Origin of the sequence: Kitasatospora sp. NPDC057904, assembly GCF_042887925.1 — a bacterium.
Lineage (GTDB): Bacteria > Actinomycetota > Actinomycetes > Streptomycetales > Streptomycetaceae > Kitasatospora.
The window spans coordinates 147,846-164,672 of record NZ_JBHVOL010000013.1; the positions used below are offsets into that span (position 1 = coordinate 147,846).

Annotated in this window: 1 protein-coding gene; it reads right to left on the bottom strand. The window is 77.5% G+C overall.

What is annotated here, in order from left to right; translation table 11 throughout:
• Positions 1–52 precede the first annotated feature (52 nt).
• Positions 53–16,684, bottom strand: a complete 16,632-nt coding sequence (locus tag ACFVSN_RS29560; protein ID WP_387956877.1) for an SDR family NAD(P)-dependent oxidoreductase — start codon at positions 16,682–16,684, stop codon at positions 53–55.
• Positions 16,685–16,827: the final 143 nt, after the last annotated feature.

The window sequence follows — 16,827 nt, forward strand, 5'->3', positions numbered from 1 at the left end:
GAAACCTCGCAGTTCGGAAGGGTGGTACGGGCCGGCGTCTTACGGGGTCGCCTCAGGCGAGTCCGAGCTCGCGGTCGATCAGGTCGAACATCTCGTCGTCCGTGGTGGCGTCGAGCGCGTCGTCCGGCCCGTCGGCGGCCGCGGGCGACTCGGTGGTGTCGCCGTCGAGCCGCCACTGGAGGCTCTTGAGGCGGGCGAGGAGGCGGGTGCGGGAGTCGGCGTCCAGTTCGGTGGCGCCGAGCGCGCTCTCCAGCTCGTCGAGTTCGGCGAAGACGGGCCGGGCGGGCGCCGTGGTGCCGGCGGGTGCGCCCACCAGGTCGCGCAGGCGCCCGGCGAGGGCGGTGGGCGACGGGTGGTCGAAGATCGTCGTGGTGGGCAGCCGCAGGCCGAGTTCGGCGTTGAGGCGGTTGCGCAGCTCGACGGCGGTCAGGGAGGACATCCCGAGGTCGAGGAAGCCGCGCTCGGGTTCGACGGCCTCGGGCGAGCCGTGGCCGAGGACGGCGGCGAGGTGGCCGACGACGACGTCCAGCAGCAGCTTCTCCTGCTGGGCGGCGGCGAGGCCGGGCAGCCGGTCGAGCACGCCCCGATCGCCGGTCGCCGTGCTCCCGGCCGGGCCGGCGGCCGTGCGCCGGGCGGCGGCTCGGCGGGGCGCGAGCTCGGCGAACAGCGGTGGTGCCCCGGCCGTGGCGAGGGCGTGCCGGTCGAGCCGGATCGGGGCGAGGTGCGGTCGGTCGACGCCGCTCGCGGCGTCGAGCAGGGCGAGGCCCTGGACGGCCGTGAGCGGCAGCATGCCGGAGCGCGCGAAGCGGGCGATGTCCACGGCGTCCAGCGTGGACGTCATTCCACTCGATTCTCCCCAGTATCCCCACGCGAGGGAGACGGCCGGGCGGCCTTCGGCGCGGCGGAGGTGGGCGAGGGCGTCGAGGAAGGCGTTGGCGGCGGCGTAGTTGGCCTGGCCGGGGCCGCCGGCCGTGGCGGCGAAGGAGGAGAACAGGACGAAGGCGGAGAGGTCGAGGTCGCGGGTCGCGTCGTGGAGGTTCCACGCGGCGTCGACCTTGGGGCGCAGCACCTCGGTGAGCTGCTCGTCCGTCAGGCTTTCGAGCAGTCCGTCGTGCAGGACGCCGGCGGCGTGGACGACGCCGGTGAGCGGGTGGTCGGCGGGGACGGTGGCGAGGAGCGCGTCGAGGGCGGCGCGGTCGGCGGTGTCGCAGGCGGCGACGCGGGCGTGGGCTCCGAGGGCCGCGAGGTCGGCGACGAGCTCGGCGGCGCCGGGGGCGTCCGGGCCCCGGCGGCCGGTGAGCAGGAGGTGGCGCACGCCGTGCTCGGTGACGAGGTGGCGGGCGACGAGGGTGCCGAGGGTGCCGGTGCCGCCGGTGATCAGGACGGTGCCGGCGGGGTTCCAGGACCACGCGCGGTCGTCCCCGCCGGAGGGCAGCGCGCGCAGCCGGGGGGCCGTCACCTCGCCGCCGCGGACGGCCAGGCGCGGCTCGTCGGGGACGGCGAGGGCGGTGGGCAGGGACGCGGCGGAGGCCGCGTCCTCGTCGAGGTCGACGAGGAGGAAGCGGCCCGGGTTCTCGGACTGGGCGGAGCGGATGAGTCCGTGGGCAGCGGCTTGGGCGAGAACGGTGGCGTCGGTGGAGGGGGCCGCGGCCTCGGCGCCGTGCGTGAGCAGGGCGAGGCGGGCGTCGGCGAGCCGGGGCTCGCCGAGCCAGGCGCGGGCGAGGCCGTGGGCGGCCCGGACGGCGCGGTGCGCGGCGGTGACGGGATCGGCGTCGTCGGCCGCGGTGAGGCGGTGGACGACGGTGGCGGGTGCGGGCTCTCCGGCGTCCAGGGCGGCGGTGAGGCCGGCGAGGTCGGCGTAGGAGCGGGCGCCGAGGGTGGCGGCGAGCGCGTCGTCGCCGCCGAGGACGGCCGTGTCCTCAAGGCCGGTGGCGGACACGGCGCTGTTCGGTGTCGGAGCCCACTCGACCGCGTAGAGCGGGTCCGCCACCGGGGCGAGGTGCTCGGCGGCGATCGGGCGGACGGTGACGGCTCGGGCGGTGAGCACGGGGGCGCCGTCGGCGTCGGCGGCGGTGAGCGCGTGGCCGCCGTCGGCGGCCGGGGTGAGCCGGACGCGGAGCAGGGCGGCGCCGGTGGCGTGGACGGTGACGCCGCGCCAGTCGGTGGGCTGGGCGGGGTCGGTGCCGCCCGGGAGGGCGGCGAGCAGGGCTTGGAGGAGTCCGGGGTGGACGCGGAAGCCGGCCGTCTCGGTGCGGTGCTCCTCGGGCAGGGCGACCTCGGCGAACAGCTCGTCGCCGCGCCGCCAGCGTGCGGCGACGGTGCGGAAGCGCTCGCCGTACTCGGCGTCGTCCAGGGTGTCCACCGCCTCGGCACCGGCGGGCGGCCATGCGGTCAGGGACGCGCCGTCAGCGCTCTCAGCGGTCAGGGTGCCGCTCGCGTGGCAGGTCCACGGGAGGTCGTCCGGCGCGCCGGTCGGGCGGGCGTGGACGGTGAGGGCCCGTCGGCCGTCGGCGTCGGCGGGTCCCGCGGTGAGCTGGAGGTCGACGGTCCCGTGGTCGGGCAGGGTCAGCGGGGTGAGCTCGGTGAGGTCGGCGACGGCCGGGCAGCCCGCCTCGTCGCCGGCCCGCACGGCCCAGTCGAGCAGCGCGGTGCCCGGCACGACGGCGGTGCCGCGCACGCGGTGGTCGGCCGTCCAGGGGTGCGTCCCGGTGCCGATCCGGCCGGTGAGCAGGACGCTCCCCGAGCCGTCCGCGAGCCGGACGACCCCGTCCAGCCCGCTGGGTTCGAGGGGCGCGCCGGTACGGGCGGCGCCCTGGGCGAGCCAGTAGCGGCGGCGCTGGAAGGCGTAGGTGGGCAGGTCGGCGGGCCGGCCGCCGGCGAGGGCGGGCCGCCAGTCGATCCGCACGCCGTGCACGTGGGCCTCGGCGAGGGAGGCGAGCAGCCGGTCCTGGCCGCCGTCCTCGCGCCGGACGGTGCCGAGCACGACGGCCCGGACGCCCGCGTCGGCGGCGGTGTCCTCGACGGCCATGGCGAGCACGGGGTGCGGGCTGCATTCGAGGAAGGCGTCGTGGCCCTGGGCGAGCAGGGCGCGGACGGACTCCTCCAGGCGGACGGTCCGCCGCAGGTTGCGGTACCAGTATCCGGCGTCGAGCGGGGTGTCGCCGAGCCAGTCGGCGGTGACGGTGGAGAAGAACGGGATGCGGGCCTCGCGCGTGGTCAGTCCGGCGAGTTCGGCGAGGAGGGTCTCCTCGATCCGTTCGACCTGGGCGGAGTGGGAGGCGTAGTCGACGGGGATGCGCTTGGCCCGGACGCCGTCGCGGGCGCAGTCGGCCAGGAGGTCGTCGAGGGCCGCGTTCTCGCCGGAGACGACCACGCCGGACGGGCCGTTGGCGGCGGCCACCGAGATCCGGCCGCCGTGGGGCTCGATCCGGGCGAGGACGTCGGCGTGCGCCAGCGGCACCGACACCATGCCGCCGTGGCCCGAGAGGCCGCGGGCGATGGCCTGGCTGCGCAGGGCGACGACCTTGGCGCCGTCCTCCAGGGAGAGCGCGCCGGCCACGCAGGCGGCGGCGATCTCGCCCTGGGAGTGGCCGAGCACGGCGGCGGGGGTGACGCCGTGGGCCTGCCAGCAGGCGGCGAGCCCGATCATGGTGGCCCACAGCGCGGGCTGGGCGACGTCGACGCGGTCGAGTGACGGCGCCTCGGCCCGGCCGCGCAGGACGGCTTCGAGGGACCAGTCCGTCCAGGGGGCGAGGGCCCGTTCGCAGGCGGCGATCCGCTCGGCGAACTCCGGGGAGGCGTCGAGCAGTTCGGCACCCATGCCGACCCACTGGGAGCCCTGGCCGGGGAAGACGAGGACGGCCCGGCGGTCGCGGCCGGCGCCGTGCCGGCCGGTGACGACGCCCGGGGCGGGCGTGCCGTCGGCGAGCGCGGCGAGCCCGGCGCGCAGGTCCTCGATGCCGGTGCCGACGACGGCGGCGCGGTGCTCCAGGAGCGCGCGGCCGGTGGCGAGGGAGTACGCGAGGTCGAGCGGCGCGGCGCTGCTGGCGGCGAGGTGGTCGAGCAGCGCGCGGGCCTGGCCCCGCAGGGCCTCGGCGCTGCGTGCGGAGAGCAGCCAGGGCAGGGCGGGGCGCTCGGGCCCGGGTGTCGAGGAATCGGGCTGGGACTCCTGCTGGGGGGCCTGTTCGAGGATCACGTGGGCGTTGGTGCCGCTGAGTCCGAAGGAGGAGACGCCGGCGCGGCGGGGCCGTCCGGTGGCGGGCCAGTCACGGGCCTCGGTGAGCAGGTCGACGGCGCCCTCCGTCCAGTCGACGTGCGTGGTGGGCCGGTCGATGTGGAGCGACACCGGCAGCTCGCCGTGCCGCAGGGCGAGGACGGTCTTCATCACGCCGGCGACGCCGGCGGCGGCCTGGGTGTGGCCGAGGTTGGACTTCACCGAGCCGACGAGGAGCGGGTGTTCGCGCTCCTGGCCGTAGGCGGCGAGCAGGGCCTGGGCCTCGATCGGGTCGCCGAGGCGGGTGCCGGTGCCGTGCGCCTCGACGGCGTCGACCTCGGCGGGCATCAGACCGGCGTCGGCGAGGGCGGCCCGGATCACGCGCTGCTGGGACGGGCCGTTGGGGGCGCTGAGCCCGTTGCTGGCGCCGTCCTGGTTGACGGCGGAGCCGCGCACGACGGCCAGCACCGGGTGCCCGTTGCGCCGGGCGTCGGAGAGCCGCTCGACGAGCAGCACGCCGACGCCCTCGGAGAAGCCGGTGCCGTCGGCGGCGTCCGCGAAGGGCTTGCAGCGCCCGTCGAGGGCCAGACCGCGCTGGCGGGCGAAGTCGACCGGGATCATCGGCGTCGACATCACGGTGACGCCGCCCGCCAGGGCGAGCGTGCACTCGCCGCCGCGCAGCGCGCGGACGGCCAGGTGGAGCGCCACGAGGGACGACGAGCAGGCCGTGTCGACGGTGACGGCCGGGCCCTCCAGACCGAGCGTGTAGGCGACGCGGCCGGAGATCACGCTCGCCGCGTTGCCGGTGCTGACGTACGGCGCGGCCTCGTCGGGGATGCGGGCGACCCGGTCGAGGTAGTCGCTGGAGGACAGGCCGGCGAACACGCCGGTGCGGCTGCCGCGCACCGTGCCGGGGTCGATGCCGGCGCATTCGAGGGCCTCCCACGAGGTCTCCAGGAGGAGCCGCTGCTGCGGGTCCATCGCGAGGGCCTCGTTGGGGCTGACGCCGAAGAAGGCGGCGTCGAAGCCGGCGGCGTCGGCGAGGAAGCCGCCCTCGCGGGTGCGGGAGGAGTCGGGGTGGTCGGGGATGCCGTCGTAGAGGCGGTCGAGGTCCCAGCCGCGGTCGGCGGGGAAGGGGGCGATGGCGTCGGTGCCGGCGGACAGCAGGGTCCACAGGTCGTCGGGGGTCGCGACGCCGCCGGGGAAGCGGCAGGCCATGCCGACGATCGCGATCGGCTCGTCGGCCGCCTGGAGCGCGCCGCCGGTCCCGGGCGCCGCGGCGGTGCCGGTGAGGCCGTCCGCCAGGTGCCCGGCGAGCGCCCCGGGGGTGGGGTGGTCGAACACGAGGGTCGCGGGCAGCCGCAGGCCGGTCGCGGTGTTGAGGCGGTTGCGCAGTTCCACGGCGGTCAGGGAGTCGAGGCCGAGGTCGCGGAACGTCCGCGCGGCGTGGACCTGCTCGGCCGAGGAGTGGCCGAGGACGGCCGCGGTGCAGCCGCTCACCAGGTCGAGCAGCGCCGCGGCGCGGTCGGCCGCGCTGAGCCCGGCCAGGCGGGCGCGCAGCCCGTCGGCGGCTTGGGCGCCCTGCGCGGCACGGCGGGCCGGAGTACCCCCGAGGGAAAAACGCAGCAGGGAGCGCAGCAGGGCGGGGAGTTCGGCCGCGCCGCGCGAGCGCAGGGTGGCGGTGTCGAGGCGGACGGGGACGAGGAGGGCGCGGTGGTCGGCGAGGGCGGCGTCGAACAGGGCGAGGCCGTCCGGGGTGCTGAGGGTCAGTGCGCCGGACTGCTCGGCGCGGGCCCGGTCGCCCGCGCCGAGGTGGGCGGTCATGGTGCTGGCCTGCGCCCACAGGCCCCAGGCGAGCGCGGTGGTGGGCAGGCCGGCGACGCGGCGGTGCTGGGCGAGGGCGTCGAGCCAGGCGTTGGCGGCGGCGTAGTTGCCCTGGCCGGGCGAGCCGAAGACGCCGGCGGCGGAGGAGAACAGGACGAGGTCGGCGAGGTCGAGGCCGCGGGTGAGCTCGTGCAGGTGGCGGGCGGCGTCGGCCTTGGGGCGCAGCACGGCGGCGAGCCGGTCGGCCGTCAGGCCTTCGACCACGCCGTCGTCCAGGACGCCGGCCGCGTGGACGACGGCGGTGAGCGGGTGTTCGGCGGGCACGGCGGCCAGCAGGGCCGCGAGCGCGGCGCGGTCGGCGGTGTCGCAGGCGACGACGCGGGCGTCGGCGCCGAGGGCCGCGAGGTCGGCGAGGAGTTCGGCCGCGCCGGGGGCGTCCGGGCCGCGCCGGCTGGTGAGCAGCAGGTGGCGGACGCCCCGCGTGGTGACCAGGTGCCGGGCGAGTTCGGCGCCGAGGGTGCCGGTGCCGCCGGTGATCAGGACGGTGCCGTCGGCGGCCCAGGGGCGCGGGACGGTGAGCACGATCTTGCCGGTGTGCCGGGCCTGGGCCATGTACCGGAAGGCCTCGCGGGCGCGGGTGACGTCCCAGCAGGTGAGCGGGAGGGGCTGCAGCGCGCCCTGTTCGAACAGCTCGACCAGGTCGGCGAGCATCCGCCCGATCCGCTCGGGCCCGGCCTCCTGGAGGACGAAGGCCTGGTAGCGGGCGCCACCGTGGGCGGCGGCGACCTCGGCGGGGTCTCGGACGTCGGTGCGGCCCATCTCGATCAGCCGTCCGCCGGGCCCGAGGAGGCGCAGCGAGGCGTCGACGTACTCCCCCGCGAGGGAGTTGAGGACGACGTCCACGCCTTCGCCGCCGGTCGCGGTGCGGAAGCGCTCCTCGAAGTCGAGGGTGCGGGAGGAGGCGATGGCGGTGTCGGGCAGGCCGTCGGCGCGCAGGAGGTGCTGCTTGGCCTCGCTCGCGGTGCCGTAGACCTCGGCGCCCCAGAGGCGGCCGAGCTGGGTGGCGGCCATGCCGACGCCGCCGGTCGCGGCGTGGACGAGGAGGCGTTCGCCTTCCCGGAGGTCGGCGAGGTCGCGCAGGGCGTAGTAGGCGGTGAGGAAGACGACGGGGACGGAGGCGGCCTGGGCGAAGGTCCAGCCCCGGGGGACGCGGGCGAGCACGCGGTGGTCGGCGACGGCGAGCGGGCCGAACCCACCGGTGACCATGCCCATGACGTGGTCGCCGACGGCGAGTCCGGTGACGCCGGGGCCGAGTTCGCGCACGACGCCGGCGGCCTCGGCGCCGAGGAAGCGGGCGCCGCCGGGGTACATGTCGAGGGCGTTGAGGACGTCGCGGAAGTTGAGGCCGGCGGCGCGGACCTCGATGCGGACCTCGCCCTCGGCGAGCGGCGCGGCCGCGTCGGGGCTCGGCAGGAGTTCGAGGTTGTCGACGGTGCCCTTGGTGCGGATGTCGAGGCGCCACGGGCCGTCGGGCACGGGCAGCGGCCCGGCGCTGTGGGCGCGGGCCAGGCGGGGGGCGTGGGCGGTGCCGTGGCGCAGGGCGAGCCGGGGTTCGCCGGTGGCGAGCGCGGCGGGCAGGGCGCGCCAGGAGGCGGGGTCGTCGTCCAGGTCGGCGAGGACGATGCGGCCGGGGTGCTCGCTCTGGGCGGAGCGGACCAGGCCGTGGACGGCGGCGGCGGGCAGGTCGTGGACGTCCTCGGCGGGGTCGGCGGCGACGGCGCGGCGGGTCAGGACCAGCAGGGGACGGTCCTCGGCGAGCTGGTCCTGGAGGACGGCGAGGGCGCGTTCGAGGGCGGCGAGCGGGTCGTCGCCGCTCAGCTCCACGACCGTCAGATCGGCGTCGGCGGCGTCCGTCAGGGTGACGCCCGCCTCGGCGAGGGCCGCCGCGTGGGCGGGCGGCTCGCCGAGGACGGTCCAGCGGGCGGGGGCCGGCCCCGGCTCGGGGAGGGTCAGGGCCGGCCAGTCCAGGTGGAAGAGCGCCTCGCGGGCCACCCGGGCGGCCGGGTCGAGGGCGCCCTCGGCGAGCGGGCGCACGGCCAGGGCCTCGATGGCGGCCACCGGGCGGCCGGCCGGGTCGGCCATCGCGACGGACACCGCGTCGGGCCCGGCCGGGGTGAGCGTCACCCGCAGCGCGGTGGCCCCGGCGGCGTGGAGCGTGACGCCGGTCCAGGCGAAGGGCAGCCCGGGGCGGCCCGCCAGCGGGCCGAGCCCGGCGGGGTGCAGGGCGGCGTCGAGGAGGGCGGGGTGCAGGCCGTAGCGGGCGGCGTCGGCGCGGGCCGGCGCGGGCAGCTCGACCTCGGCGTGGACGGCGTCGCCGAGGCGCCAGGCCGCGCGCACGCCCTGGAACACCGGGCCGTAGCCGTAGCCCTGTTCTCGCAGGCCCGGGTAGAAGCCGTCGACGTCGATCGGCTCGGCGCCGGCGGGCGGCCAGGCGGCGGCCGTCGGCGCGGGTTCGGCCCCCGCGGGGGCGGGGGCGCGGTCGGGGGCGACGCCGCCGTCGGCGTGCCGGGTCCAGCCCTCGGGCGCGTCCGCGTCGGCCGGGCGGGTGTGCAGGGCGACCGGGCGCCGGCCCGTGTCGTCCGGGGCGCCGACCTCGATCTGCACCTGGAGCGCACCGCGCTCGGGCAGGAGGACGGGGGCGTGCAGGGTCAGTTCCTCGATGCGCCCGCAGCCGAGCTCGTCGCCGGCCCGGACGACCGCCTCGACCAGCGCGGCGCCGGGCACCACGACGGTGCCCGCGACGGCGTGGTCGGCGAGCCACGGGTGGGTGTGCAGCGACCAGCGGGCGGTGGCCACCAGCCCGCCGCCCTGGGCGAGTTCGACGGCGGCGCCGAGCAGCGGGTGCTCCGGCGCGGCCAGGCCCGCCGTGGTGACGTCGCCGCCGGTACCGCCGGGGCGCGGCCAGTAGCGCTGCCGCTGGAACGGGTACGTCGGCAGCTCGGTGGCGCGCGCGCCGGTGCCGGCGAACAGGAGGTCCCAGTCCACCCGGGCGCCGTGGTTGCGGGCGTCGGCGAGGGCGAGCAGGAAGCGGCCGGGGCCGCCCTCGTCGCGGCGCAGCGTGCCGAGGGCGGCGGCGGGCAGGCCGCTGTCCTCGATGGTCTCCTGGACGCCGGTGGTCACCACGGGGTGCGGGCTGACCTCGACGAACACCCCGTGTCCCGCGGCCAGCAGGGTGCGGGTGGCCTGCTCGAACTCCACGGTGTGGCGCAGGTTGCGGTACCAGTAGGCGGCGTCGAGTCCGGCGGTGTCGATCACGGCGCCGGTGACGGTCGAGCAGAACGGGACGTCGGCGCTGCGCGGGGTGATCGGCGCGAGGAGGTCGAGCAGCTCGTGTTCGATGCGCTCGACGTGCGCGGAGTGCGAGGCGTAGTCGACGGGGACGCGGCGGGCCCGGACGCCGGCCCGCTCGCAGTCGGCGATCAGCTCCTCCAGGGCCTCGGGGTCGCCCGAGACCACCACCGAGCCGGGGCCGTTGACGGCCGCGACGGAGATGCGCTCGTCCCAGCGCGCGAGGCGCTCGCGGACGGCGGCGACCGGCTCGGCCACCGAGACCATGCCGCCGAGGCCGGCGAGCCGCCGGATCGCCCGGCTGCGCAGGGCGACGACGCGGGCGGCGTCGTCCAGGGAGAGCGCGCCGGCCACGCACGCGGCGGCGATCTCGCCCTGGGAGTGGCCGAGTACGGCGGCCGGTTCGACGCCGTGCGCGCGCCACAGTTCGGCGAGCGACACCATGACGGCGAACAGCACGGGCTGCACGACGTCGACGCGGTCGAAGCCGGGTGCGCCGGGCTCGCCGCGCAGGACGTCCGTCGCCGACCAGTCGGTGAACGGTTCGAGGGCCGCCGCGCACTCGGCGAAGCGCTGCGCGAACACCGGTGCGGTGTCCAGGAGTTCGACGGCCATGCCGGCCCACTGGGAGCCCTGGCCGGGGAACACGAACACCGGTGCTCCGTCCCCCGCGGCCTGTCCTTCCAGGACGGCGGGGGTGGCGCGGCCGTCGGCGAGCGCGTCCAGGCCGTCCAGGAGCCCGGCCCGGTCGGGCGCGACGACGGCGGCCCGGTGCTCCAGGGCGGCGCGGGTGGTGACGAGGGAGCGGGCGACGTCGTCCGGGGCGGGCTCGGCCGCACGGACGTGGGCGGCGAGGCGGCGGGCCTGCTCGCGCACGGCCTCGGGGGTCCGGGCGGAGAGCAGCCAGGGCAGCGGGCAGTCGGCGGCCGGGCGCTCGGGCAGCGGCTCGGGCGCGGGGGCCGCTTCGAGGATCACGTGGGCGTTGGTGCCGCTGACGCCGAAGGAGGAGACGCCGGCGCGCGGCGGCCGTCCGGTCTCGGGCCAGGTGCGGGCCTCGCTCAGGAGCTCGACGGCGCCGGCGGTCCAGTCGACCTGCGCGGTCGGCTCGTCGATGTGCAGGGACTTCGGGAGCTCGCCATGCTGCATCGCGAGCACGGTCCTCATCACGCCGGCGACGCCGGCGGCGGCCTGGGTGTGGCCGAGGTTGGACTTCACCGAGCCCAGGAGCAGTGGGAGTTCGCGGTCCTGCCCGTAGGCGGCGAGCAGGGCCTGGGCCTCGATCGGGTCGCCCAGGCGGGTGCCGGTGCCGTGCGCCTCGACGGCGTCGACCTCGGCGGGCGTCAGACCGGCGTCGGCCAGCGCGGCCCGGATCACCCGCTGCTGCGACGGGCCATTGGGCGCCGTCAGCCCGTTGGAGGCACCGTCCTGGTTGACGGCCGAACCGCGCACGACGGCCAGCACCGGGTGCCCGTTGCGCCGCGCGTCGGAGAGCCGCTCGACGAGCAGCACGCCGACGCCCTCGGCCCAGCCCGTCCCGTCCGCCGCGTCCGCGAACGGCTTGCAACGGCCGTCGGGGGCCAAACCGCGCTGGCGCGAGAACTCGACGAACACCTGCGGCGTGGACATCACCGTCACGCCGCCCGCGAGCGCGAGCGTGCACTCGCCGCGGCGCAGCGCCTGGGCGGCCAGGTGCAGGGCGACCAGCGAGGACGAGCACGCGGTGTCGACCGTGACGGCCGGGCCCTCCAGGCCGAGCGTGTAGGCGACGCGGCCCGAGATCACGCTGGCGGCGTTGCCCGTCATCACGTGCCCGGCGACGCCCTCCCGGGCCGGGTCCAGCAGCAGGTGGTAGTCCTGGAAGTTGGAGCCGACGAACACGCCCGTCCGCGAGCCGTGCAGGGCGCCGGGGTCGATGCCGGAGCGCTCGACGGCCTCCCAGACCGTCTCCAGCAGGAGCCGCTGCTGCGGGTCCATCGCGAGGGCCTCGCGCGGGGAGATGCCGAAGAAGGCGGCGTCGAAGTCGGCCGGGGCGGTGAGGAAGGCGCCCTCGGCGACGTAGCTGGTGCCCTCGTGGTCCGGGTCCGGGTGGTGCAGGCGGTCGGTGTCCCAGCCCCGGTCGGCCGGGAACGGGCCCACCGCGTCGCGGCCCTCGGCAAGCAGCCGCCAGAGGTCCTCCGGCGACTCGACGCCGCCGGGGAAGCGGCAGGCCATCGCGACGATCGCGATCGGCTCGTCGGCGGCGACGGCGGCCACCGGCTCCAGGACGGCGGCCGTGCCCGCCAGTTCGGCGCGCAGGTGCGCCGCGACGGCGGCCGGGGTCGGCCGGTCGAACAGCAGGGTGGCGGGCAGGCGCAGACCGGTCGCGGCGGTGAGGCGGTTGCGCAGCTCGACGGCGGTCAGCGAGTCGAACCCGAGGTCCCGGAACGCCCGGGCGGCGTCGACGGTCGCCGTCGAGACGTGCCCGAGGACGGCGGCGGCCTCCGTGCGGACGAGCTCCAGCAGCAGGCGTTCCTGCTCGTCGGCGCCGCGGCCGCGCAGCTGCTCGGCCAGCGGGGAATCCTTCTCGGTCGCCAGGGCGGGGGTGACCGCGCGACGCACCTCCGGCAGGTCCGCGATCAGTGCGCTCGGCCGGGCGGCGGTGAGCACGGGGGCGAGGGCGCTCCAGTCGACGTCCGCCACGGTGAGGCCGGACGCGTCCGCGAGCAGGGCCCGGCGCAGCGCGGCGACCGCCCGCTCCGGGTCCATCGGGGCGAGCCCGCTGCGCCGCATCCGGCCGGTGAGGCCCGGGTGGTCCCCCGCCATGCCGGCCCCGGCCCACGGGCCCCAGGCGACGGCGGTGGCGGGCAGTCCGGCGGCGCGGCGGTGCTCGGCGAGGGCGTCGAGGTAGGCATTGGCGGCGGCGTAGTTGGCCTGGCCGGGGTTGCCGAGGACACCGGTGATCGAGGAGAACAGGACGAACAGGGCGAGGTCGTGCCCGGCCGTCAGCTCGTGGAGGTTGCGGGCGGAGACCGCCTTGGCGCGGAGCACCGTGTCGAAGCGGTCGGCCGTGAGGCCCTCCAGGACGCCGTCGTCGAGGACGCCGGCGGCGTGGACGACACCGGTGAGCGGGTGCTCGGCGGGCACGGCGGCGAGGAGGGCGGCGAGCGCGTCGCGGTCGGCGACGTCGCAGGCGGCGACGGTGACGCGGGTGCCGAGTCCTTCGAGCTCGGCGCTCAGCTCCTGCGCGCCGGGGGCCCCGGAGCCACGGCGGCCGACGAGGAGGAGGTGCTCGGCGCCGGCCCGAGCCAGCCAGCGGGCGACATGGGCGCCGAGGGCGCCGGTGCCGCCGGTGACGAGCAGGGTGCCCCGGGGGGCGGTCCAGCCGTCGGGGGCGTCCGGCGCGCTCGGCTGCGCCGCTTCACCGGCCGGACGGCCGGCGGCCGCACCGGTGTCGGGCCTGGCATCGACACCGGTGCCCGACGCGTTCCGCTCCACCACGTCGTCACCCGGACGGTCCGACGGCACGGACAACTCCGCCACCCCGCGCCCTCCGGAGGCGGGCCGCGGCAGGCCGGCCGCGCGGCCCGGGACCGGCGGCAGGTGGCGGCGGGTCAGGCGGCGGGCGTAGGCGCCGGAGCCGCGCAGGGCGAGCTGGTCCTCGGCGGTCTGGGCGAGGAGCCCGGCCAGGCGCACGGCGGTGCGGGCGTCGGGAGCGGCGGGCAGGTCGATCAGGCCGCCCCAGCGCCGCGGGTGTTCCAGCGCGGCCACCCGGCCGAGGCCCCACAGCTGCGCCTGCCCGGGCTCGCTCACCCGGTCCGCGCCCTCGGCCGCGACGGCGCCCCGGGTGAGGCACCAGAGCCTCGCCGGACCGCCGGCGGCCTCCAGGGTGCGCAGCAGCTCGACGGTGGCGGGCAGGTAGCGGGGGACGAGGTGGTGGTCGGGGTGCGGGCGGCCGTCGGCGGCGAGGAAGGAGAGGACGCCGGCGAGCGGCTCGCCGACGCCGTCCGCGAGCACCTCGGCCAGGGCCTCGGTCCCCGCTACTCGCTCGATCCGCAGACCGCGCTCGGCGAGGGCGCCGAGGACGGCCTCGGGCCATTCGCCTTCCGCGCTCTCCGGTACGACGGCGAGCCAGCGCCCCGCCGGGACGGCGTCGGTGAGGCCGCGCACGGGCACCCAGCTCGTCCCGTACGTCCACCCGTCCAGCGCGCCGAGCAGGCGCCGCTGACCGCGCCAGGAGGCCAGGACGGGCAGCAGGCGGTCCAGCGAGGCCTCGGCGGCCTCCTCCGCGATCCCGAGGACGGCCGACGCCTCCTGCAGGTCCCCGGCCTCGACGGCCGTCCAGAACGCGTCCTCGACCGGGTCGGCCGCCGGCGTGCCCGCGTCGCGGCGCTGGAGCTCGGGCAGCCAGTAACGCTGCCGCTGGAACGCGTACGTGGGCAGGTCGACGCGGCGGCCGCCGGACCCGGCGAGCACCGCCGCCCAGTCCGGGCCCGCTCCGCGCACGTGCAGGCGGGCGAGGGCTTCCAGGATGGCCGGCTCCTCGGGGCGGTCCTTGCGGAGCACGGCGGCGAGGGCCGCGTCGGCGGGCAGCGACTCGGCCGCCAGCGCGGTGAGGACGCCGTCCGGGCCGAGTTCGAGGAAACGCGTGACACCGGCGGCGTGCAGCGTGCGGATGCCGTCGGCGAAGCGGACGGCCTCGCGGACGTGGCGCACCCAGTAGTCGGGGGTGGTGAAGTCCTCTCCGAGGCCGAGGGCGCCGGTCAGGTTGGAGACCACCGGGATCGAAGGCGCGTTGTACGTCAGCCCGTCGAGAACAGTGCGGAAGTCCGCCAGCATCGGGTCCATCAGCGGCGAGTGGAACGCGTGCGAGGCGCGCAGCCGCGTCGTCTTGCGATCGGCGAACTGCGCGCGGACCGCGTCAACGGCCTCCTCCGTGCCGGAGACGACGACGGAGGTCGGGCCGTTGACGGCGGCGATCGACACGAAGTCCGTGAGCAGCGGCAGGACTTCGTCCTCCGTCGCCTGCACCGCCAGCATCGCGCCACCCGAAGGCAGCGCCTGCATCAGTCGGCCACGGGCGCTCACCAGCGCACACGCGTCGGCGAGCGAGAACACCCCGGCCACATGCGCCGCAGCCACCTCACCGATCGAGTGCCCCGCCACGAACTCCGGCCGCACACCGAACGATTCGAGCAGGCGGAACAGCGCCACCTCGACCGCGAACAGCCCGGCCTGGGCGTACGCGGTCTGATTGAGCAGCTCGGCGTCCGAGCCCCACACGACCTCGCGCAGGGCCGGGTCGAGTTCCGCGCACGCCGCGTCGAAGGCCTCCGCGAAGACCGGGAACCGGGCGTACAACTCCCGCCCCATCCCCAGCCGTTGCGCCCCCTGCCCGGAGAACAGGAACGCCGTCGCCCCCTTCTCCGCCACGCCCGTCACCAGGCCCGCTCCCCCGCCCCCGACCGCCAGGGCGTCCAGGGCGCGCAGGCGCTCCTCCGGGTCCGCCGAGACGACGACGGCCCGGTGCGCCATGGCCGTCCGGCCGGTCGCCAGGGAGTGCGCGACATCGGCCGGGTCGAGCGGTCCGCGCGTCCGGAGGTGGGTGGCCAGGCGTCCGGCCTGGGCCCGCAGGGCCGGCCCGCTACGCGCCGACAGCACCCACGGCAGCGTTGCCCCCGGCCCCTCGTCGGAGCCGTCCCCATCCTCGGCGCACGCGTCGATGCCACCCACGCCCGACGCAGACACCGCCGCACGGCCCGATACAGCCTCGGGCGCGGCCCCCGAACCCGACGCCGCGCCCGACCCGGCGCTCACGCCCGACGCAGACACCGCCGCACGGCCCGGCCCGGCATCGGGCTCGGCCTCCGCCAGCCCAGCCCCCGACCCCGACCTAGCACTCACACCCGTGCCCGCGCGCGAACCCGACGCAGACACCGCCGCATGACCCGACCCGGCCTCCGTCGGCGCCGCCTCCAGCACGACGTGCGCATTGGTGCCGCTGACGCCGAAGGAGGACACGGCCGCCCGCCGGGGCCATGCGTTGGCGGGCCATTCGCGGGCCTCGCCCAGGAGTTCGGCGGAGCCGGCGGTCCAGTCGACGTGCGGGGTCGGGGCGTCGAGGTGCAGGGTGCGCGGCAGCAGGCCGTGCCGCATCGCGAGCACCGTCTTGATCACCCCGGCCACGCCGGAGGCGGCCTGGGTGTGGCCGGTGTTGGACTTCAACGCGCCGATGTACACGGGCCGTTCGCGGTCCTGCCCGTAGGTCGCGAGCAGAGCGTGGGCCTCGATCGGGTCGCCGAGCCGCGTGCCCGTCCCGTGCGCCTCGACGGCGTCGACATGACCCGCCGTCAGGCCGGCGTCGGCCAGCGCGGCCCGGATCACCCGCTGCTGGGACGGGCCGTTGGGCGCCGTCAGCCCGTTGGAGGCACCGTCCTGGTTGACGGCCGAGCCACGCACGACGGCCAGCACCGGGTGGCCGAGGCGCCGCGCGTCCGAGAGCCGCTCGACCAGGAGGACGGCGGCGCCCTCGCTCCACGCGGTGCCGTCGGCCGCCGCCGCGAAGGGCTTGCACCGGCCGTCGGCAGCGAGGCCGCCCTGCCGGGAGAACTCGGTGAACATCTGCGGGCTCGACATCACCGTCACGCCGCCCGCGAGCGCCAGCGAGCACTCGCCGCGGCGCAGCGACTGGACGGCGAGGTGCAGGGCGACGAGGGAGGAGGAGCACGCGGTGTCGACCGTGATGGCCGGGCCTTCGAGGCCGAGGACGTAGGAGATGCGGCCGGAGGCGACGCTGACGGTGTTGCCGGTCAGGAGGTGTCCGGCGGCGGTCTCGGCGACCTGGCCGCCGGCGGTGGAGGCGCTGTCGTAGCCGCCGTGCCCGGTGCCGACGAACACGCCGGTCTGCGTGCCGGTGAGCGTCCCGGGGTCGATGCCGGCCCGTTCGACGGCCTCCCAGGCGGTCTCCAGGAGGATCCGCTGCTGGGGGTCCATGGCGAGGGCCTCGCGCGGCGAGATGCCGAAGAACCCGGCGTCGAACTCGCCGGCGTCGTGCAGGAATCCGCTCTCGCGGGAGGTGACGGCGCCCTCGGGGAGGTCCCAGCCGCGGTCGGCGGGGAAGGCGGAGACGGCGTCGACGCCGTCGCGCACCAGGTCCCACAGCTCCTCCGGGGAGGCGACCCCGCCGGGCAGCCGGCAGGCCATGCCGACCACGGCGATCGGCTCCCGGTGCTGCTCGGTCGCCTCGCGGAGCTGCTCGCGGGTCTCGTGGAGGTCCGCGATCGCCCGCTTCAGGTAGTCGCGGAGCTTGTCTTCGTTCGACATCGGGACGTCAACCTCTCCGGGGATCTGCCAGGGAACGCCGTGCGGGTGGGGCCCGGCCGGACGCCCGGTGCGGCGCCGCGCGCGAACTCCCGACGTCGGGTCCGACCCGTCGCCCGCCCAGTCTCGCCACGGACGGCCCCGGT